We start from the raw sequence: 20,716 nt of genomic DNA on the forward strand, positions 1-20,716 counted from the left end.
TTATTCCTTGAAAAATAGTGTTGTATGAGTACATGTAGTGGGGCTTTTTGAAGCGCATGGTAAATCATGTATGTCTATTATTTCTGTGACGCCATAATTGGTTATATCTGATTGAAAAACATTACCACTACCAACAATAGCAACCCCTTCTCCAGCTGCTATATGAAAAGGATTTCCGCTACTAATTGCTTCACTGAGAAACGTATTATCTATAAGTATCATTGGATGCATTTGCTGTGCTTCAATGTTTCCTCTATCAGCATAAAAGTTGTATACGTCAGTAATTATTACCTGCTGTTGTGAGTTAGAGTTTATAGAGCTATTAAATAAGTAAGGGGCGGTAACTGACCAATTACTGGTGTTGTTATTGATAAAAGACATGTCAAATAAGCCGAAATTCTTTATATTGGCAAAATAGATAGCAGTACGACTAGTGTTTTCTATAATTCCACCTCTGAAATTAATCCCGACGCCTGGAGAGCCAGGAACACCGTAGTTCATTCTGATAAATACAGCATGCACTCCTCCATAAACGTTGAAGTTATAGAAGCTTACGTTATTCACTTGATGGTAACTATTTTCGTTAGTTTGCAAGCTTCGAAGTCCAACCGTGTTGTTTTTCATATATATATCTTCGAAACTGGAATACCACGACCTCTGTAAATTAATACCCACATCGAAATTGTTAATTGAAAGATCGGAGATACGAGAGCCATTAGTGAAATTAAATAAATCGAGTCCGACTGAGTTTGGAGTAGAGGTATTTGACTCGCCGTCATATGATTCTGGACTCCAAGTTGAATTACAATTAATATTTTTTAATGTAAATCCCTCTAAAGTGATACCATTTTTGGCTGATAAGCTAGACAGGTCTATCCCTTTTATGCAGCCATCAATTGTAAGTGTCGCTTTATCTCTACCATCACCATAAATTTTGACCGTGTTGATGGGAGTTATGGAGTTAGAAAGGGTGTAATTTCCCGTACTGAGATAAATTACACGCTTATTTAATGATATAGCGTCATTTATAGCGTCATCTGCAGACTTTTCATCATTAACAGCTAAATATTCTTTGATGTTAAAGTGTTCATTATTCGGAACTTGGGCCTTGAGCAAAACAGGTAAAAGCACAAAGACTAATAAAAAACAGTGTGTATATATTTTCATATTTATTCCTTAAATTGTTGGATATTTTATTGAAAAGATTGGTGCGCGTAAGCTAATTGAGTTGTTTGATGATGTCTATGGTTACAGAAAATATTTATAAAGTTTGTAATAAAGTTTTAGGGACTATATTAGCAAACATGTTGCAACGATTGTCTTAGAGGTGGATAGAAATACGTAAGTTATGGCAAATGTTAACTGTTTTATAATCAAAATGACGACATTATCAATTAGGAAATACCTCATCAGTAGAATATGGGATTAAATTACAAAAATGTGCCAAAAGAAGTCTTCAAGTTTATTTGACTTGCTGTGGGGGGCTTTACTCGTTGAGTATGCAAGCGAAGCTATTCTTTCGCATTCATTACCGAATGACTATGAACAAGTTAAAGCCTTTTTGTTATCCTAGCGAAATTCAAGATAGAGAAATAAGCTCGCTGGAGGATAAGTGGGAAAAATAACTTGGCGGGATCTACTCGCGGCGGAAAAAAGCGAAGAGTATTTTCAGCAAACCATAGACTATGTAGAGCAAGCGCGTAATGCAGGAAAAGTGATTTACCCTGCAGCAAAGGATGTGTTTAATGCCTTTAAGCTAACCGAGTTTAATCAGGTTAAAGTCGTGATCTTAGGGCAAGATCCTTATCATGGGCCCAATCAAGCCCATGGCTTATGTTTTTCAGTGTTACCTGGTATCAAGCCGCCACCGTCACTAATGAATATGTATAAAGAGCTAAGTAGTGATATTAGTGGCTTTACAATACCTCAGCATGGTTACTTAGCAAGTTGGGCAGAACAAGGTGTGTTGTTATTAAATACGGTCTTAACCGTAGAGCAGGGACAGGCGCACTCGCATAAGCATTTAGGTTGGGAACGTTTCACTGATAAGGTTATTGATGCATTAAACGAACATGCAGAGGGGGTTGTGTTTCTGTTATGGGGCGCGCATGCGCAAAAGAAAGGCAAGTTTATTAATAAACAAAAGCACCATGTATTAGCGGCTCCACATCCGTCACCGTTATCAGCACATCGTGGTTTTTTAGGTTGCGGTCATTTTTCGCAAACTAATCAAATTTTGCATAATCAAGGTAAAGCAGAGATTAACTGGCGATTGCCAGTTAATCTCTAATTAATAATACTTGAATCTTGGTTATCGCACGGCGTCAGTGATTTAGCGCTAAAAACAAAAAAGCCCAAACTTTTCAGTTGGGCTTTTTTGTTAGAGTTCTAAATCGTCTGATGCTAATGATAAATTCCAGTCAATATCAAGCAATTCTTGTTTTAGTTTATATTTGTCTTTGATTGCCTCAATTTCTCGCCATTTGCGTTTTGTTTTAGTTTTCGTTTTAGCAGAAGGACGTTCAATTATATTCATTAAATCATCAGTCATTTCCATATTGGCCTCCAATTGTTTACCAATTGTCTAGTTACTGCACAAATATCTATATCATAGAAAAATTTAAAGTAAAAGACTTTTATTACAATTGAATGAATGAAAAATGAACCTAAGGTGACTGATAAATAATCTAAATTCAGGTTTTTCGCTAGGTAAAGCTGACTGAAGCATAATCAGTTAGCGCAATACTAAAAAGCAGAATTAGAAAATAAAGCCAGATTATAGCGCCAATAAGAATGGCGCTACACATCACTGAGCGTTTATGAAGGCGAAGAAAAGCGTTTAATTAGCTGTGTGGTAGATGAGTCGTACTGGTGATTAGCAGTATCTGTATTATCAGCACCTTCAATCGTGTTAAGTATATCAGTACTCATTGTCTTACCTAATTCGACACCCCATTGGTCAAACGAATTAATATTCCAAATCACACCTTGGCAGAATACTTTATGTTCATACAATGCGATTAGACGGCCTAAATTGTATGGTGTTAAGGCATTCATTAATAGGGTATTGCTTGGCTTATTGCCCTGCATCACTTTATGTGGTGCTAGGCGTTCAATCTCGCTGCTGTCTAACCCTTTTTCAGATAACTCGGATTTAGCTTCTGCGAGCGTTTTGCCCATCATTAACGCTTGGCTTTGTGCAAAACAATTTGACGCTAACGCATTATGTAAATCTTGAGAGGAATGAGTAGGTTCAATAGCCAGAATAAAGTCAGACGGAATTAATGGGCTACCTTGATGCATAAGTTGATGAAACGCATGTTGTCCATTTGTGCCTTCGCCACCCCATATAATTGGGCCGGTTTCGGCAAAAGTGTCGTTGCCATCTTGTTGCACTGTTTTACCGTTACTTTCCATATCTAGCTGCTGAATATAAGCGGGAAAGCCACGTAGGTCATGATGGTACGGTAGTAGTAAATGACTTTGCGCACCAAAGAAATTAATATACCAAACACCCATGAGCGCCATAATTACGGGCATGTTTTGAGATAAAGGGGCTGTAGCGAAATGATCATCCATTGCATTTCCGCCAGCGAGCATTTGGCTAAAGTTTTCAAAGCCAATAGCAATAGCTAGTGGTAGACCAATGGCAGACCACACTGAATATCGTCCACCAACCCAGTCCCACATAGGAAAGATGTTTTCTTGCTTAATACCAAATTGAACAGCAGCATCTATGTTTGATGAAACAGCCACAAAATGTTTGCCAATATCGTCTTGGGAAGCACCAGCGTCTCGTAACCATTGCTTTGCAACCAAACTATTTTGTAACGTTTCTTGGGTAGAGAAAGACTTTGAAGAAGTGATCACTAAGGTTTGTTCAGGATCAAGTTTATCTAACACTTGATGTATGTGGTGCCCGTCAATATTCGCGACAAAATGCACATCCATTTCATTTTGGTAATGCTTAAGCGCCTGCGACATGATTTTAGGCCCTAAGTAAGAACCACCAATTCCTAAACTTAATACTTGCTTAATAGGCTTCCCTGTAAAACCCAATACCTTCCCTGCTTCAAGCTGCTCTACCAGCTGCTTCATTTTCGCTAATGTTTGCTGTATTTCGGGTACAACATTTTTACCATCAATGGTAATTGAAGCAGATTGTGGTGCTCTTAATGCCGTATGTAAGGCACAACGCTGCTCAGTGATATTAACCGTTTCGCCCGTTAGCAAAGCGTTTCGCTTTTTATCTAGCCCTGCTAACTCGGCTAATTTTAATAAGTGATCTAACGTTTCTTGAGTAATAATATTTTTAGAGTAATCAAGAAAAAAACCATCTACATCAAGACTGAAACGCGCACTTCTACTTGCATCGTTGGCAAATAAATCACGCATAGATTGCGACTTAACTTGCTCAAAGTGCAATTGCAGTGTTTGCCATTGTGCTTTAAATTCAGGTGTTATGGAGTGTGCCGTTACAGTCATGTGTTCAAACTTCTTGCTTATTTTCCGTATTTATCAGCTAACAGCTGTTCTAGTTTCACCTGATCAGCGGCGAAATTACGAATACCTTCTGCTAGTTTTTCAGTTGCCATCGCATCTTCATTCATCATCCACCTGAATTCAGCCTGCGTTAGTGGCATTGGTTGTTCTTGAGTGGCGCCATTATCCTTTAATTTAATTGCTAAATCACCCTCTGCATTTTCTAATTCGTCTAATAATGCTGGGCTAATAGTTAAGCGATCACAACCTGCTAGCTCAATAATTTCACCCGTGTTTCTGAAGCTTGCGCCCATCACAATGGTGTTATAACCGTGCTCTTTGTAGTAGTTATAAATGTTCGTTACAGAGATCACGCCTGGATCTTCAGCCGCTGCATAACTGTCTTTGCCAGATTTTGCTTTATGCCAGTCAAGAATGCGGCCAACAAAAGGAGAGATTAAGAAAACCTTAGACTCTGCACAGGCACGGGCTTGAGCAAAGCTAAACAATAAAGTTAGGTTACAATTAATGCCTTCCTCTTCTAATTGCTTCGCTGCTTGGATACCTTCCCAAGTAGACGCAATTTTAATTAGCACTTTGTCTTTATCGATGCCTGCGGCTTTGTATAATTCTATTAATTTATGCGCTTTATCAATCGTTGCTTGTGTGTTGAATGATAAACGTGCATCTACTTCGGTAGAAATGCGCCCTGGAATAGTGGCTGAAATTTCTTTACCTATTTTTACTGACAAAATGTCACATGCATCTTCTAACCAGCAGCCAGTAGCATGTTGTTTTGCAAGATCTACAGATTGAATGATTAGGTCATCGTATTCAGATGATTGCACTGCTTTTAATAAAAGTGATGGATTTGTCGTTGCGTCAACCGGCGCAAACTTTTTGATTGCACTGATATCACCAGTGTCTGCTACAACAGTTGTCACATTTCTCAACTGAGCTAATAAAGATGCCATAATCTCTTAATTCCGTAATTAAATAACCAATACTTCAATTTTAACGCTATTAATAAAGAATAACAGAGTAAATGAAGTAATTTTACAACATAATTTAAATTAATTTTGTATTCAAACGCTACTACTCACATTTTAGCATAGCGAATAAATGACAGAACATTGCATATATACGTGATTGTTTATTATAGTGACAGATAGCGTGTCAAAGGGCACGCTTAATTATCAATGAGTTATCAGTACGTTGAATAGGTACGCCATGTCGGCCATTATGCAGACGGCGGAATAATTGAGTGCTTAAATGATATTTCAAAGTCGTTTTTATAAAGATAAAAAAGTACTAGTAGTTGACGATTTCGAGCCAATACGTTCGGCAGTCAAAGGCATGCTACAAAAAATAGGTTTTTCGCATATTGTTAGTGCCGGTAACGGTAATGATGCAGTAGAGAAGTGCGAGCAAAACGTTTTTGACTTTATTTTAGCCGACTTTAATTTGGGCGAAGGCAAAGACGGTTATCAATTATTTGAAGAATTAAGACATAAAGAACTGATCACGCCTAAATGTTGCTTTTTTATTATTAGCGGTGAAAGCCGACGCCAAATAGTTCATGGTTTAATTGAACTCCAGCCAGATGACTACTTACTTAAACCGTTTACCTACTCAGGAGTAGAGCGCCGTCTTGCCCGTTCCTTCTTAAAGAAAAAGGCAATGGAGCCGGTATATGAGGCGATTTTCGAAGGTGATATCGAAAAGGCGATTCAAGCCTGTGAGGACGTAAAAGAGGCAGAGCCAGAGTATGGCATGCATGCACTTCGACTTAAGGGCGAATTATTAATTCGGAATAAACAGTTTGAAGATGCATTCAAGCTTTACACCGCAATTTTAACCAAACGGGATTTTACTTGGGCAAAATTGGGCCAAGGTATTGCACGGTTAAATTTGGAACAATGGGATGAGGCCGAGTTTACATTACGTGAATTATGCGAAGTACAAGAAACGAAAGTGGAAGCGCTCGATTGGTTGGGGCGATTGCTTATTAAGCGCGAGCAAACAATTGAAGCCCATTCAGTGCTTACCGAAGCGGGTAAGTTATCTCCTAGAAATATCGACAGACAAAGAGCCATTGCAAACTTGTGCATTGTTAATGGTGAAACAGAAGAAGCTGTAAGGTGTTTTTCTCGCATCTTAAAGTCTCAACGCTTCTCTATTTACGACACACCTGACAATTACTTAAATTTTGCACGATGTTTGATTGATCTTAGCCAAGAAAGCAATAAATTAGAAATGGCACGGCAAATAGGCCAAGCCATGGAGGTGCTAGGTAATATCGGTAAGCGCTTTTATACCGAGATAATTAAACATCAAGAGCTAGTCATTCATTCACGTGCGAGTGCAATGAAAGGAGATATGGAAGAAGCGCGAAGTCAGCTAGAAGAAAGTGAGCGCTTAATGGAAGAAGATGGGATTGAGTCGGGAGATTTATCAGCAGAAAGCTGCTTAGATAAAGCAAAAGCCTTTTTTGCCACTGGAGATCTGTCTAAAAGTGATGAGTATATGGCGCAGTTAGAAAATATCTCGGATAAAGATGATTTACTTTCAAGCACGCTCACGTTACTCATTAATAAAGAAAAAGAGTCCCACGAAGAGCTTCGCGAAAACATCCGAAACCTTAATAACCAAGGTTTAACTGCCTATCAGAATGGCTCATTTCAAACTGCAATGACGCACTTCAAAGAAGCCTTTAAATATATGCCTAGCAACTCTAGTCTTGCGCTTAATTTAGTACAGTCGATTGTAAAAGCAGGTGCCACAGACACGGAATCTGTCAAGCTGGCCAAGCGCTGTGCAGATATTATTGAAAAAAGTGAATTGAGCGAAAGTAACACGCGCCGCTATTTATTGATCATGGAAGAGTTGCATACTTTAATATCTTAATTTCGAGTCTATTCTTCGCGAAAATAAATTCAGTATTATTATTTAATCGTGTTGCCCTTGCCGATTGATATGAATACGAATACTCTATTTGCCATTAAAAATACATGCTTAATTAATAAGAGAGAATAATGTTAGCGATCGTTTCTCCTGCTAAAAACTTAGATTTTGAAACTCCACCAGTAACTAAAACGTTTACTCAACTTGAGCTGGTGGACGATGCAACAGAACTAGCCAATGTATGCAAAAAACTCACTCCACAAGACTTAAGTTCGTTAATGGGGATCAGTGACAAATTGGCTGGCTTAAATGCGGCACGATTTGAACAGTGGACGCCTGAATTTACTTTAGATAATTCGAAACAGGCAGTGCTAGCTTTTAACGGCGATGTGTACTCTGGGCTAGATGCGCCAACGTTAACTAACGCGCAACTTAATTATGCACAAGACCACTTGCGTATTTTGTCAGGTTTATACGGATTGCTAAAACCGCTTGATTTAATTAAGCCTTACCGCCTTGAAATGGGAAAAAAATTAGCTAATCCACGTGGTGATAACTTGTATGAGTTTTGGGGTGACATTATTACTGATAAGGTGAATGAAGCGTTAGCACAAAGTGGAACCGACATACTGGTGAACTTAGCATCGAACGAGTACTTTAAATCAGTGAGGAAGAAGCAAGTTAAGGGACAAATAATCACCCCCATTTTTAAAGATGAAAAGAATGGCAAGCTAAAAGTGATTAGCTTTTACGCCAAGAAAGCACGTGGATTAATGGCACGCTACATTATTGAAAATAAAGTAAAAACGACTAATAAGCTTCAAGAGTTTAATGTTGCAGGTTATCAATTTGACCAAAGCTTAAGCAAGGCTGGTGAGTTAGTATTTACTCGCCCAGAACAAGTGTAACCGATTTATTGAGTTTAAAAAGTTTCGGCATAACAATACGCTAACAGAATACTGGTTACGCCACGCATGCTTCAGGTTGTTAAGCTCTAGCATGCATGTGCCTAGCTTGATACACTTCTTTCATAATTTAAATAGTGCTTGAACAAGAAAAAGGTAAGCAATTACCAGCTCATGACGCTTAGTATTCAAAAACATCCAGAAGAATTTCATGTCTAGTTTAAATCGAATTATTTTAATAGATACGCACCTAAGTGGCGTTGTAGAACTAAAACTTGATGGCCACACAAATATTTGTGGTACTAATGCCTCGGGCAAAACCACACTGCAACGACTCATTCCTGTGTTTTACGGTGAATACCCTAGCCGCGTAGTGCCCTCTACCCGAGACAGTTTTGAGCGTTGGTATTTGCGCAATGAAACCAGCTTTATCGTTTATGAATTTGTGCGACATAATCAACAATTATGTCAGGCAGTGTTAACGTCAACGGGCAAAGGGGTGGATTATCGCTTTATTAATAAACCGTTTGATTTAGAAGATTATTCAGAAGCGCTTGCAACAGGTGAGCGAAAAATACTCAGCCCAATAGAAATTAGTCGTGCACTTAGGCGTGAAGGCATTTTGTGTACTCGCCAACTTAATACGAAAGAGTACCGCGCTATTATTCAAAACGACCGCGCTATTTTAAACACTAACCGAGAGTTGCCTGGGTTGGCCAGTGCGTTTTCATTGTGTGAAAGCCATGCGCACTTACGCCATATTGAAAAACTAGCCAAGGCAGTACACTCGAAAGAAGGCAAAATGGAAACCATCAAGGCGATGGTTGCTGCAATTTTAGAAGAAGACGGGGTTCAACCGGGAAGCAGTAAAATTAGCCGAAATACGGTAGAAGACTGGATTAAAGAATGTAAGCTGATTAAAGGCTTTGATGCAATTCGTCCCGAATTTACCAAGCTTGAGCAAACTCATCACGAATATATCAGTAATAACAAACGCTTGGCGGAATTAAAGCATCAATACGCGTTTGATAAAAGCATGTTAGATAAAGCACTCGTTGAAAACCAAGGGCAGTTTGATGATGTGCAATTGATGATTAAGCAGCTTGAGAAAACGTGGAACCAAACACGTGACGAGCTGAACAATACGTTATCGCAAGCAAAAGCGGATATTAACAGCTTAGAAGTAAACCTAGAGCAAGTTGAAAGCGACTACGACAACTGGCAAGAAAAAGACATTGATACCCTAACCCAACACATTCAAGCACTGCCTAGCTGGAAAAGCGAGCTTGAAAGTGCTGAATCAAGCTACCGACTGTTGACCGAAAAACACCAAGATATCAAAGCAGCTTATCATGAAAGGGTGAGTGAATTAACGGAGCAGCATAACGCTGAAATGGAAGCGTATGCGGTTCAACGTGATGAATTACGTGATCAGCTGGCGGATAAAAAGTCAGAACAACAAACTCAAGCACTAACTGTTCGTCAAAAATACCAAGAACGTATCAATCAAATTAAAGACGAATATCAACAACGTCTTAGCAGTTTGCAGAACCAATTAACTGAACTAAATACTCTGGTGAAATCTGCAGGGTTTACTGAACAAGAGCAGCAGCAGCTCGACATTTTAGACGCCACCATCAAAGAAGCTGGCAGTATAGAAGATGCGAGTCGTGACCAACTTAAGCAAAGTGAAGCTGAATTAATACAGGCGCAAACGGCACGAGAAAAAGTCTCTCGTTCACTTGAACAAAGCCGTCGTGTAGAGCAAGAAAAGCAAACACAAGTGGAAAAAGTGGAAGCACTGCTTTATCCGGGTCATAACACGTTACTTGAATATTTACGAAAAGAGCGACCTGAATGGGCTGATACGATTGGTAAAGTTATAAACCCAGCACTTTTAAACCGTAACGACTTAAAGCCGTTACTCGCGCAACCAGATACCTCGCTATATGGACTTTTACTCGAGCTAAATAATATTGAGCAGCCAGAATATGCCCAGTCTGAACATAGTTTACAACGTCAATTAGAATTGGCGCAGGCTGAATTAGGCCAAGCAGTAGCGGCTAGAAATACCATTGAAGGCGCGCTTGCAGAACAAAACAATACGGTACGTGTAGCGGAGTTAGCGTTAGCCAAATGCAAAACGGAATGTAATAACGCAGAGCAAAACCGTAAACGTTCTCAACAAGATAAAGACAACTTAACGCGAGAATTCCAACAAGCATTATCAGAAAGAAAGCAAAACTATCAAAGCCGTTTAGCCGCTGTTAAAGACGAGCAACAAGCGGTAAAAATGCAGCTTGATGATGCCTTAGCACAGGTAAAAGAGGCGCAGCATGAAGAGGAAATGGATAGCCGCAGTCATTGGCAGCTAGTATTAAGCGATTTACAACAGCAGGTTGATCAAATTGACGCTCATCGCAGTAAAGCGAAAGACAATGTTGCCCTAGAAAAGAAACAATGCGAAGCATGGTTTAAAGATGAACTAGCAAATCGCGGCGTGGATGTGGATGAAATTGGCAAGCTTAAAAAACAAATTTCGTCATTACAAAAAGATATCAAACACACCGAACAAAATCGTCATTTAGTGAGCGAATATCAGCATTGGTATAAAACTTATTATACTGGTCACAAAGTGAAGTGGCAGCAACACTTAGCCGATGCCAAAACAATTGAAGGCGACACCACACGCCAACTGCAAAGCCAAGAAACACAGTACAAGCAAGATAAGTCACTTGCTATTAGTAAGCAGTCGTACTTTGAACAGCAATTAAAAGAAACGAAAGAGTTAAGCCATAACTTAGATTCGGTTACTAAGCAGTTAGCAAAACTCACGTTACCAGTGGCTGAGATTGTTGAAGAAAAGGCGTCGATCGCACAGCGCATTAATGAAGGGCAAGCGTTGTTGGGTAACCGTGCTGAATTAGAGGCCAATATTAAGGCGTATGTTGAACACTTTGATCAGCAAATTGCCTCGCAAGCAGGCACAGGCTTGTCTGATATTTGGGATCGCAGCCGTGAAGAGTGTATGACCAGTAATGCACAAGGTATTCGTCAGATTAATCATGTGCGTTTAGTTACGCATCTTGATCAATTGTTGAATATTCACGTACCACAACGTATGACTACCCTGCGCGAGCTGGGGCGTACGTTTGGTAAAGACTTATCTGAATACTACAAAATTTTAAAAGAAATCGAAGCGCATATTGGCTTGCAAAGTAAGCGTATTAGCCGCGAAGTTGATGAAGAATTATTCCTTGATGGTGTGTCTGATTCAGCAGTTAAAATTCGCTCCCGCATTAGCGACTTAGAATTTTGGCCTGAGCTGCAATTATTTAATCAATTGTATGCAGAGTGGATGGAAGATGGTGCACACCAACTGCCGTCTGACGAATACGCACAAAGTATGCGTAGAGTGCTGGACATTTTAGGGCGGGCAGCGTTAGAAGGTGGCATTAGTAAATTATTAGATATTGAATTACACATACATGAGGGCAATAGCGACTTAATAATTCGCACAGACCGCCAGTTAAACGAATCATCGTCTCACGGAATGGCGTACTTAATCTTGTGTAAGTTTTTACTGGCCTTTACGCGACTACTACGTGGTCGTTCAGACACTATTATTCACTGGCCAATTGATGAATTAGGCACGTTACACCAAACAAATATCAAGAAAATATTTGATGCCTGTCAAAACAATAATATTCGCGTTGTTGGTGCTTTCCCGAACCCTGAGTCAGAAGTGTTAACCTTGTTCGAAAATCGTTATTTGATTGCGAAGAAAGACGGTGAGCGTCGATTACAGGTTGTTGAACCTAAAGTCAGTGAACTAGCTAAACGCATTCAACAGAAGAAACAAGCAGAGCAAGTGACAGAAGGAGTAGGGGCATGATCAACCAACAAGGTCAGGTACTGGAATTATTATTGTCGGGGCAGTTTATTTGCCAAGTTTCTGATGAAGAGGCTTATCGTTACTTGCAAAATACGGCTCATCAAAGCGCGATAGAAGCGCAATTGAATGTGATGAATAGAACGTTAGCAACCGCTGCAGAGGGCGAAGTTTTTTATTGTGCTTATCAAGTGCTAGGCGATAGTGAGCGAAAAGTACTCACATCGCAGTTTCAAGACGTTTCATCACACTTAATGCCATTAGTAGAGTGGCTGTTACTCGTGCAAGAAGCGAATGGCTCTGACATGTTATTAACGCAGGGAGCAAGTATTCGCTTAAATGAGTTTCAAACTATTGTGGAAGACACGCCCGCATTTTCTGAGCAAATAGCTAAGATTGCGCGTTATGCTATGTTTGGTTCAAAAAGTAATGAGTTAGATGCGCAGTTAAAGCAGGTATTCAAACGTTTGGTAGAGCTAGGGTATTTAATTAAACCAAACCCCGATAAGCAAATTTATTTAGCAACAGGCAAAGTAGATTATTTGTTTGATGTTATTAAGTTTATTGATGAAACCGAAACATTATCGTTGGCAGAGCGTGCCGAAGAAGCTATCAGTCAAACCAGTTTGATATAGGACGCGAAGTAATGAATCATAATCTTCATAAAGCTGGCGTAAAATTACTGAATGCGTTGAGTAATCATGCCGACTTAATTATGGAAGCATACTTTTCTGGTAGCGTTAACGAAGCTAATTACTCGGCTAAAGTAATTAATAGCTTAATTGATAACAAAGTACTGTGGCGCCCTGATGCAGATGTGCAGTTGCGCTTAAGACCGTCATTACGTACTTTGTTAGAAGAAAGCTTGCAGGATGAGCATAACCGACAAATTGATGCCAATATTGGGTCAACCTTAGCGAGTTTGAAAACTCAGGCAGAGCACTACAAAGAAGCGCTCACAAATGGTCGCTTTCATGAGTCTGAAGCACATTTATCTGATTTAACTGAGTTGGTATATGGATTGACCGAAACCCTCACCACAAATGTGCGGTTACTTTGGGGCAGGATTAATAATGAGTTTGGTTATGTCGCGTCGGTCGATGCAAAGATTCGTGAAAATGAATTAGCGCAAAGCCAAGTATCGGAGTTGTTGTCGCAATTAGAAATGTTTCAGTTTGACTTACTTAGCCAGATAGCAGGCAGCCATCGCGAACTTCGGCACTTATTGGTTGTTACTTTGCAGGCCAGTTTTGCAAGGTGTACTCAAGAGTTAAGCTTGGTTCAATCGCGTTTATTAGAGTTATTAGGGCGCTTCAGAGAGTTCAAAGGACGAACGCGATTACTTAAAGGCTTTATGTTACACATGGAGCAAAAGCCAGATTTTACGCCAACAAATTACGCCGGTCTTACCCAAGTCCCTATCTTGTTTAACCAAGCCAAATCGATAATCAAGCCAGCAGCAATAGATGTGCATAATGTTGAGCATGAAGCATCGCTACTTGATATTGTTGGCAAAATAAAAGCGATTAATCACCTCAAAACCGACGTGTTAGAAGCGCGTGCGATTAATACGTTAAAAGTAGAAGAGCAAGAGTCTATTTCTTTTAATGAAGACAAAATGAAACAGCATGTGGAAGCATATTTTTGTCAGATTATTGAAGAAGGTAAGCCACTCTCGGCCCTAGAGTATCACCATTCTAATGCCCTGACGTTTGATCAAGAGGTTTGGTTGTATCAAGTAATTGGTGGCTACCAAGGGTTGCCAGACACTGAACGCGAATATTTTGATATCGACACACTAGGCGAGTATCACGCGACTTATACCGGTAACTTTATTATTAAAGATGTAGAGTTAGGGTTACGATAAGCAGGTCATTAGGCCGGTACGACTAAGTTTGAGTATTCCTTCTAGTGCTAGGGTCAACAGACTCTAGCACCTTCAGTACATTCAGCATTTAAGCGTTAGCTTTTCACGACAACGTTATATATTCCCTCCAAAATAAACTTTAACAAAGTTTTTACATTTTTATTTTTATGAACTATGCTATTCAACTTCTGGTAAATACTGTGAATTTATAACCAGTATAAGATATTGATCTTATTAAGATATATCTAACAATAACTAGTGGGGTAATTGTATTAGCCTGTGCTTTATTGGGCTAACTCAAGTGGTACTAGTGAACTTAATATGAACAACTCTGTTCAGCTTAACTGAGCAGAGTACAGCTACGAAGAAAGGACTGTCGTAATGATTAAGCTCAATTTCAACACTTGTATAACTAGTGTACTGCTTTTTTTTATATGCCTTACACCTGCTATTTATGCACATGATAAAGCAGCGGATCTATATGATGAATCCGCAGGCGTATTATTTTCCGACACGATTGACGGCGCGATGGAAAGTGCGATTGAAAGCGCAATTAGTGATGGTTTTAATCACTACAAACAAGGCGACTTAACAAATGCAGAAGCTAGGCTAAGTTATGCCACTAACTTAATTCGTGAAAAAAAAGCGCTGTTTATTAAATCACTTTTTCCTGAGCCATTAACGCATTGGCAATGCGGCGAGGTAGAAACCGACGTCACCAGTGGCCTATTAATGGGGGGCGGTATTTCCGCCAGTCGAGCCTATCAACGTGGTGACAGTCAGTTAGTTGAAATTGAAGTACTGGCCGACTCTCCTATGTTACCTACCTTTTTAACCATGTTTAATAACCCTGCTTGGGTTGCCATGTCTGGTGCTCGTTTGATAGATGTGCAAGGGCATAAAGCCATACTTAAAAATGAAGATGGCGAAATTGAAGTAACGGTAGTGGTAGGCCAGTCTTTACAAGTTACCTTAAGAGGTTCTAAAGTGAGAGAGCAGGACGTGATCGCTTACGCCAATGCATTCAATTTAGCTATATAAGATTAATGCCAGAATTTAGAGGTTTATATGACAAATAAAGTGCGCCACCGTTATCCACTGCGATTAGGTATTACATTCGCGTTATTAGCAATGGCTAGTACGGCACCTTACAGTGCGAACGCAGCAAAAGGGCATAGCCAAGATCACAACTCAGTGTCTTATCTTAGCGGTAGCGGTGTATTACCAGATGATTTACCGTTTTCAGAAGCAGTAAAGGTGAATAACACGTTATATTTGTCAGGCCAGTTAGGCATGGACCCAAAGACAAAAAAGCTCGTTAAAGGAGGGATTAAGGCTGAAGCGAAACAAACCATGGATAACATAAAAGCGGTATTAACGCACCATGGTTACAGTATGGATCATTTAGTAAAGTGTACAGTGATGTTAGCAGACATTTCAGAGTGGGCAGAGTTCAATAACGTTTATGTTACTTACTTTGATAAACACTTTCCCGCGAGAAGTGCGTTTGGTGCTAATGGCTTAGCCTTAAAAGCACGCCTTGAAGTGGAGTGTATAGCTGTTAAGTGATGTGAACTGGTTTAAGGTTGGTAACGCAAATGATATTCGTATTTGTCTTCGCCAACTATGTTAAAACCTAGTCGCTGATATAACTGTTTTGCAGGGTTTTCCTTTAACACGGTTAATGTTACTGACTTAGACTTTTGTGCTGCCCATGACTGCACAATTTGTAATACGTGTTTTCCCCAGCCTTGTCCTTGATGTGAAGGCTCTATTTGAAGTTGCAGAATATTAAAGCAGGATGCTAATTCTTGATATTTTAAAGTGCCTAAGCGGTCTGGGCCGTTGAAAATGATATAACTGCAATCATATTGATCATCGAGTCTAATTTCATGCTCACTATCGCTTAGAAAAATACCTGCTTGCTCAAGATGTTCAACCAAAGTTGCTTTTCTTAATATGAGCAGGTAGTCACGATCAGCTGCGGAAGCTAAAACAAAACGTAAATTCATAAATACCCATTCTTAATGTACATGGCTAAGCTAGCATGGCTTTAATTAATGCGGCTATTAGCAAGACGAACACTAAGATGTAGAATATTTTTGAGTACTTAGCTTGTTCTTCAGCCTCTAACGGTTTGCCGAATCGTTGGGTGAGGATCACCATGAGTGCAACACCACCAAAGATCAATCCCAATAATATTAATGCATTCATTGTGCGCTCCTTACGCTAATTCCCACTGATTGACTTCATCGTATAAGTTTTCCATTTCATCAAGTAACTCAAAAATTTCAGGCTCAACGGCTTCTATACTTGCGCCTTGTTTCATTTGAGTTTCAATGGCTTCTGTTAGCTGTTTTAACCTTGGGACTCCGCTATAACAACATGCGCCATGTAGTTTATGAACATGTGTGATGGTCGCCACTTGATCGCTTTCATCTAAGGCCGATTGGATGGCTTGCTTTGACTCGGGAATACTATCTACCAACATTTTAAGCATTTCAAAAGCTAAATCTGGCTTGCCGCCGGCACGCTGTAGCGCAAGCTCCCAGTCAACAGAGTGACTTTCAGGAAATTCAACTTCTGTTTGAATATATTCTTCTTTAGTAGTAGGTGAAGCTAAACTCTGATGGCCATACTCTATGATGGCTTGACGCAACATTTCATCATCAATTGGCTTAGTAAGATAACCGTTAAACCCAGCTTCGAGCATTTTTTCTTTTTCGCCCGCTAAAGCATGTGCGGTAACTGCAATAATTGGCGTTTCTTCATTGAGTGATGCTTCTTTGATTTTCTGACATGCAGTAATACCGTCCATGATTGGCATTTGTATGTCCATAAAAACGATGTCGTAAGAGGTGGTTTTACACTTCTCTACGGCTTCTGCACCATTATGTGCAATTTCTACCTCAGTCACTAAGTCATACAATAGGGTAGTGATGAGCTTTAAATTGGCTTCGTTATCATCTACAGCCAGTACTTTTAATGGTGATTGTTGAGTTGGTTCGTGCACCACTAATGCAGGTTCAGAATCTTCTAAGTAAGGTGTAGCCAGTAGATTACATAACTTACGATGGTTGATTGGCTTACTTAAACATCCAGCAGCGCCAGAGCCGATAAATGCTTCTCGCATATTTGGAGAAACGGTATTCACGACTAAGTAAAGGTGGTCACAATGATTCAATACATCGTTGATGAGTGCTTTAATGTCACTGATCACGTTGGGGGATACTTCATGGCCCAATATAGCAATGTCGTAATGTATACTATCATTCACACGTTGGCTAAGTGCTGCTTCGTTTTCACAAAGCATGACATTTAATCCCCAAGACTGGAGTAGCTCGTTAGTTGCAGTACGAGTATGCTCGTCTTTTTCATAATACAATACAGATTTATTTAATAAGGCTTCGAGAGGAAGCGGGACCGAAGTGGAAAGTGAGTTTTGCTCAACATCAATGGTAAACCAAAACATTGAACCTTGCTCAAGTCGACTACTAAAACCGATGTCGCCACCCATAGCTTGTGCCAGTTTTTGCGAAATAATGAGACCTAATCCAGTTCCACCGTAGCGACGAGTAATGCTGGAGTCTGCCTGACCAAAAGCGGCAAATAACGAAGCTTGATGATCTTCGCTAATACCAATGCCTGTATCGGAAACGGCGAGCTTCAGTGTGGCTTTATCACCTTGTGTTTGAACAATTTCAATGTCGACAGATACAGAGCCTTTATTTGTAAACTTAACGGCATTACCCACTAAATTAACTAAAATTTGTTTCAAGCGGGTTGGATCGCCAATTAAATCATCAGGTGTATTAGGTGACACACGTAAGGAGAGTTCTAATGACTTTTCATGAGCACTCGGTGCCATCAAACTCATTACTTCATTAACCGTATCGCGTAACGTAAAAGGAATGTTTTCAAGTGCCATTCGACCAGCTTCTAGCTTAGAAAAGTCAAGAATATCATTGATGATCGACAATAAACTGTTAGCAGAGTTTTCGATGGTTTCTAAATAATCCTTCTGATTAATATTCAGCGGCGTTTTAAGTAATTGGCGGGTAAAGCCGATAACGCCATTTAGTGGTGTTCGTAGCTCGTGACTCATATTGGCTAAAAATTCAGACTTAACTCGGTTGGCGTCTTGTGCGCGTCGCTTAGCTAAATCTAACTCTACGTTTTGAATTTCAATGTGTTCGAGCGTTTCGCGCAGATCGCTAGTGGCTTTGTCGACGTTATTTTGCATTTCTTCGCGGTAATCACTTAACGACTTTGCCATTGCATTAATCCCGCTTTTTAATAAGTCTAACTCGCCAATTAGTTGGCCACTTACACGGGTGTCTAACTTTCCTTCACGAATATGATCAATCGCATTTACCATAGAAGTAATCGGTTGGTTAACTTTTCGTACTAATCGTAAGGTAAAAAAGGTACTTAAAATAATGCCTAAAATAACAATACTGAAACTGGTTATAGCGGCTGCTTGCTGCTCTAAAATGGCTTTGTCTTTGTTAATTTGAAGCACTAGATAGCCAATGACAGGCTCTTCTTGATTAAGTTGTAACGGCCCGCGATTACTGCCTATTCCTTGAATAGGGGTGCGAAATATTAGGTAATTATCCTGATAATCTATCGTGGTATTTTCGGGGATAGACTCGCCTGGCTTTAAACGTAATTGATTAAACTCGCGATGGTAATTTGAGGTTACATAAAGTTGATGATCAACCTTAAAAATAGCAATGCTTTTTACTAATGGGGAGTGTTTTAACTGCGTTAAGCTGATTAATCGTTTTAGTTCGCTGCGGCGATTTCCAGCAAGGCCAGACTCACTTGCTATGGCAAGTGGTTCAACAATGTTAGTACCTTGTTCTTCAAGAAAATACGTTAGCTCGGTAAAGCGATTTAAGGTAAAGTAAGCGCCTAATACCAAACCAATAATAGTGGTTGGTACTAACGTTAACAAAATCACCCAATCGCGTAAGCCAATTTTGGTCATAAAAGTGCTATTTTCCCTTTTTTCTGCATGAATAGCGCTAATTATTTATTATTATAGGTTGCCATTCAGAAGGCTTGAGTTATATAAACTTGCCCTGCCAGCCTTTTTTGAAGTGTGGCTATAATGACATAGTTGTTACATTTTTCCTAATGGGTGATGTTGCGTTTTTTATCTTACTTAAAGCGTAACTTATTTTACGTTTATCTAACCTAAGAAGCATAGTAAACAATGGCACAATTTTTTAAGCCTCAAAAAGCAAAAAGCAGAAAGAATCATGTTCTTACCTTATCCATCACAGGCACTGATCATGAAGGCGCTGGTATCGCAAAAGTAGACAACAAAGTGTGCTTTGTAACAGGCGCGCTAAAAGGTGAATCAGTTCAAGCTAAAATTACCCACGAACAAAGTAAACTGATTCATGCCGAAACGACCAAAGTACTGACTGTGTCTCAAGAAAGGCGCAATGAACCATGCCAGCATGCAAGACAATGTGGCGGGTGCCAGTTACAGCACACCCATAATGACAATCAAGTTGACATGAAACAACAAGGAGTTCTACAACAACTTCAACGCACTGCACATATTGATTCAGTTCCTTTAATGCCAGCGGTGGTTGGGGACGAGTTTCATTATCGTCGCTCTGCGCGAATTGGGGTTTGGCGTGATAAAAAAACAGCTTCGGTAGTTGTAGGATTTAGACGCAGTAATAGCAAAGAGTTAATCAACATCAAACAATGCTTGGTATTGGCTGCTGAGTTCGAACCGTTATTTGAAGTATTCAGAGAAACGCTAACTGGCTTAAAATGTGCGGATGTTATAGGGCACTTACAGCTTTTTGCTGCGGATAATGGAAATTATGTTGTTATCAGGCATACAGCGCCCATTGCCAGCCATGAGCAGCAAGTGTTATTACGCGCAGCGCAAGCGCACGACTGGATTTTAATCAGCGAGCCACAAAGTAAACAGTTTGAATGGTTTGAAGCAGATACCGCGCGTGCCACCAAGTCAATCCCAATAATGGTTTACCAATTAGATAGTGAAAATATTGCTGATAAGAGTCACAACAATGGCATTGAAATTAGCATAGCCTTCAAACCGTCAGACTTTATTCAAGTGAACGCCAAAATTAATCAGCGCATGGTTGCACAGGCCTTAGCATGGTTAACGCTAAGTAAAAATGACAGCGTGCTCGATCTCTTTTGTGGCTTAGGCAACTTTAGCTTACCGCTAGCACAGCAAGTTAAAAATGTAGTGGGGATAGAGGGTGTTGAGGCTATGGTGGAACAGGCTAAAGCGAATGCGAAGCAGAATCAAATCGACAATTGTGAATTTTATCATGCCGATTTAAGCCAGCCGTTAAATGTAAAAAGTAAAAACAAAAGCAACCCTTGGTATAGCCGACAATACAACGCCATTTTATTAGATCCAGCACGTGCTGGCGCGCAAGAAGTTGTAAAGCAAATTAGCCAGTTTAATAGCTCACGTGTGTTATACGTTTCTTGTAATCCTGCATCATTTGCTCGCGATGCAAAGTGTATGATTGAACATGGATATAAAATAAGTAAGCTAGGCGTAGTAGACATGTTCCCACAAACTAGTCATATTGAAACGATGGCGCTTTTTACGAAGCAAGAAAAAACTTCAACTAACAAATCAGATTAATAAAGAGTGAG

The 20,716-nt window shown here is 39.8% G+C and carries 16 protein-coding genes; 9 read left to right on the top strand and 7 right to left on the bottom strand.

What is annotated here, in order from left to right:
• Positions 1-1,167 carry a glycosyl hydrolase family 28-related protein gene (locus tag HUU81_RS03240; RefSeq protein WP_199610841.1) on the bottom strand — a complete coding sequence of 389 codons (1,167 nt, stop codon included), beginning with the start codon at positions 1,165-1,167 and terminating at the stop codon, positions 1-3.
• 454 nt (positions 1,168-1,621) lie between these two features.
• Between HUU81_RS03240 and ung the strand changes: the two genes are divergently transcribed.
• Positions 1,622-2,290, top strand: coding sequence for a uracil-DNA glycosylase (gene ung / locus HUU81_RS03245; RefSeq protein ID WP_199611947.1), 669 nt, complete (start codon positions 1,622-1,624; stop codon positions 2,288-2,290).
• A gap of 90 nt (positions 2,291-2,380) precedes the next feature.
• Here ung and HUU81_RS03250 read toward each other — a convergent pair whose 3' ends face one another.
• The 3 genes from HUU81_RS03250 to tal all read right to left on the bottom strand — a co-directional run bounded on the left by HUU81_RS03250 (position 2,381) and on the right by tal (position 5,456).
• Positions 2,381-2,557 carry a DUF3545 family protein gene (locus HUU81_RS03250; RefSeq protein ID WP_199610842.1) on the bottom strand — a complete coding sequence of 59 codons (177 nt, stop codon included), beginning with the start codon at positions 2,555-2,557 and terminating at the stop codon, positions 2,381-2,383.
• A 260-nt stretch (positions 2,558-2,817) separates the two neighbouring features.
• Positions 2,818-4,485 (bottom strand): glucose-6-phosphate isomerase, encoded by a 1,668-nt coding sequence (gene pgi, locus HUU81_RS03255; RefSeq protein ID WP_199610843.1) that lies wholly within the window; start codon positions 4,483-4,485, stop codon positions 2,818-2,820.
• A gap of 17 nt (positions 4,486-4,502) precedes the next feature.
• Positions 4,503-5,456, bottom strand: a complete 954-nt coding sequence (gene tal / locus HUU81_RS03260) for a transaldolase (protein ID WP_199610844.1) — start codon at positions 5,454-5,456, stop codon at positions 4,503-4,505.
• 298 nt (positions 5,457-5,754) lie between these two features.
• On the opposite strand from tal, the gene HUU81_RS03265 reads away from it, so the two are divergent.
• The 7 genes from HUU81_RS03265 (at position 5,755) to HUU81_RS03295 (ending at position 15,619) form a co-directional block, all read left to right on the top strand.
• Positions 5,755-7,389: a tetratricopeptide repeat-containing response regulator gene (locus HUU81_RS03265; protein WP_199610845.1), complete on the top strand. Its 1,635-nt coding sequence runs from the start codon at positions 5,755-5,757 to the stop codon at positions 7,387-7,389.
• 128 nt (positions 7,390-7,517) lie between these two features.
• Positions 7,518-8,294: a peroxide stress protein YaaA gene (gene yaaA / locus HUU81_RS03270; protein WP_199610846.1), complete on the top strand. Its 777-nt coding sequence runs from the start codon at positions 7,518-7,520 to the stop codon at positions 8,292-8,294.
• 208 nt (positions 8,295-8,502) lie between these two features.
• The gene (locus HUU81_RS03275) at positions 8,503-12,186 is read left to right on the top strand and encodes an ATP-binding protein (RefSeq protein ID WP_199610847.1); all 3,684 of its coding nucleotides are present in this window, start codon (positions 8,503-8,505) and stop codon (positions 12,184-12,186) included.
• Positions 12,183-12,818 carry a condensin complex protein MksE gene (locus tag HUU81_RS03280; protein WP_199610848.1) on the top strand — a complete coding sequence of 212 codons (636 nt, stop codon included), beginning with the start codon at positions 12,183-12,185 and terminating at the stop codon, positions 12,816-12,818. Before HUU81_RS03275 ends, HUU81_RS03280 begins: the two co-directional genes overlap by 4 nt.
• Positions 12,819-12,829: 11 nt before the next feature.
• On the top strand, positions 12,830-14,050 hold the full coding sequence (locus HUU81_RS03285) for a phosphoenolpyruvate carboxylase (protein ID WP_199610849.1): 1,221 nt from the start codon (positions 12,830-12,832) through the stop codon (positions 14,048-14,050).
• Positions 14,051-14,431: 381 nt separating this feature from the next.
• Complete coding sequence (locus HUU81_RS03290) at positions 14,432-15,091, top strand: hypothetical protein (protein WP_199610850.1); 660 nt, start codon at positions 14,432-14,434, stop codon at positions 15,089-15,091.
• 27 nt (positions 15,092-15,118) lie between these two features.
• Positions 15,119-15,619, top strand: coding sequence for a Rid family detoxifying hydrolase (locus HUU81_RS03295; protein WP_233520562.1), 501 nt, complete (start codon positions 15,119-15,121; stop codon positions 15,617-15,619).
• 11 nt (positions 15,620-15,630) lie between these two features.
• Here HUU81_RS03295 and HUU81_RS03300 read toward each other — a convergent pair whose 3' ends face one another.
• From HUU81_RS03300 to barA, 3 genes are read right to left on the bottom strand one after another with little or no spacing between them, the layout of a single operon-like run.
• Positions 15,631-16,062 carry a GNAT family N-acetyltransferase gene (locus HUU81_RS03300; RefSeq protein WP_199610851.1) on the bottom strand — a complete coding sequence of 144 codons (432 nt, stop codon included), beginning with the start codon at positions 16,060-16,062 and terminating at the stop codon, positions 15,631-15,633.
• A 25-nt stretch (positions 16,063-16,087) separates the two neighbouring features.
• A complete protein-coding gene (locus tag HUU81_RS03305) occupies positions 16,088-16,264 on the bottom strand; it encodes a hypothetical protein (protein WP_199610852.1) in 177 nt (58 codons plus the stop codon).
• A 10-nt stretch (positions 16,265-16,274) separates the two neighbouring features.
• Positions 16,275-19,043: a two-component sensor histidine kinase BarA gene (barA, locus tag HUU81_RS03310; protein ID WP_199610853.1), complete on the bottom strand. Its 2,769-nt coding sequence runs from the start codon at positions 19,041-19,043 to the stop codon at positions 16,275-16,277.
• Between the two features lie 228 nt (positions 19,044-19,271).
• Between barA and rlmD the strand changes: the two genes are divergently transcribed.
• Positions 19,272-20,705, top strand: coding sequence for a 23S rRNA (uracil(1939)-C(5))-methyltransferase RlmD (rlmD, locus tag HUU81_RS03315; protein ID WP_199610854.1), 1,434 nt, complete (start codon positions 19,272-19,274; stop codon positions 20,703-20,705).
• Positions 20,706-20,716: the final 11 nt, after the last annotated feature.

This window comes from Flocculibacter collagenilyticus (assembly GCF_016469335.1).
Lineage (GTDB): Bacteria > Pseudomonadota > Gammaproteobacteria > Enterobacterales > Alteromonadaceae > Flocculibacter > Flocculibacter collagenilyticus.

What these genes read in the sequence shown, in the direction of transcription:
- HUU81_RS03240 (WP_199610841.1), bottom strand. Translation starts at nt 1,167, where the DNA reads ATGAAAATATATACACACTGTTTTTTATTAGTCTTTGTGCTTTTACCT.
- tal (WP_199610844.1), bottom strand. Translation starts at nt 5,456, where the DNA reads ATGGCATCTTTATTAGCTCAGTTGAGAAATGTGACAACTGTTGTAGCA.
- HUU81_RS03285 (WP_199610849.1), top strand. Translation starts at nt 12,830, where the DNA reads ATGAATCATAATCTTCATAAAGCTGGCGTAAAATTACTGAATGCGTTG.
- HUU81_RS03275 (WP_199610847.1), top strand. Translation starts at nt 8,503, where the DNA reads ATGTCTAGTTTAAATCGAATTATTTTAATAGATACGCACCTAAGTGGC.
- HUU81_RS03295 (WP_233520562.1), top strand. Translation starts at nt 15,119, where the DNA reads ATGACAAATAAAGTGCGCCACCGTTATCCACTGCGATTAGGTATTACA.
- HUU81_RS03290 (WP_199610850.1), top strand. Translation starts at nt 14,432, where the DNA reads ATGATTAAGCTCAATTTCAACACTTGTATAACTAGTGTACTGCTTTTT.
- HUU81_RS03300 (WP_199610851.1), bottom strand. Translation starts at nt 16,062, where the DNA reads ATGAATTTACGTTTTGTTTTAGCTTCCGCAGCTGATCGTGACTACCTG.
- pgi (WP_199610843.1), bottom strand. Translation starts at nt 4,485, where the DNA reads ATGACTGTAACGGCACACTCCATAACACCTGAATTTAAAGCACAATGG.
- HUU81_RS03305 (WP_199610852.1), bottom strand. Translation starts at nt 16,264, where the DNA reads ATGAATGCATTAATATTATTGGGATTGATCTTTGGTGGTGTTGCACTC.
- HUU81_RS03265 (WP_199610845.1), top strand. Translation starts at nt 5,755, where the DNA reads ATGATATTTCAAAGTCGTTTTTATAAAGATAAAAAAGTACTAGTAGTT.
- yaaA (WP_199610846.1), top strand. Translation starts at nt 7,518, where the DNA reads ATGTTAGCGATCGTTTCTCCTGCTAAAAACTTAGATTTTGAAACTCCA.
- HUU81_RS03280 (WP_199610848.1), top strand. Translation starts at nt 12,183, where the DNA reads ATGATCAACCAACAAGGTCAGGTACTGGAATTATTATTGTCGGGGCAG.
- rlmD (WP_199610854.1), top strand. Translation starts at nt 19,272, where the DNA reads ATGGCACAATTTTTTAAGCCTCAAAAAGCAAAAAGCAGAAAGAATCAT.
- barA (WP_199610853.1), bottom strand. Translation starts at nt 19,043, where the DNA reads ATGACCAAAATTGGCTTACGCGATTGGGTGATTTTGTTAACGTTAGTA.
- HUU81_RS03250 (WP_199610842.1), bottom strand. Translation starts at nt 2,557, where the DNA reads ATGGAAATGACTGATGATTTAATGAATATAATTGAACGTCCTTCTGCT.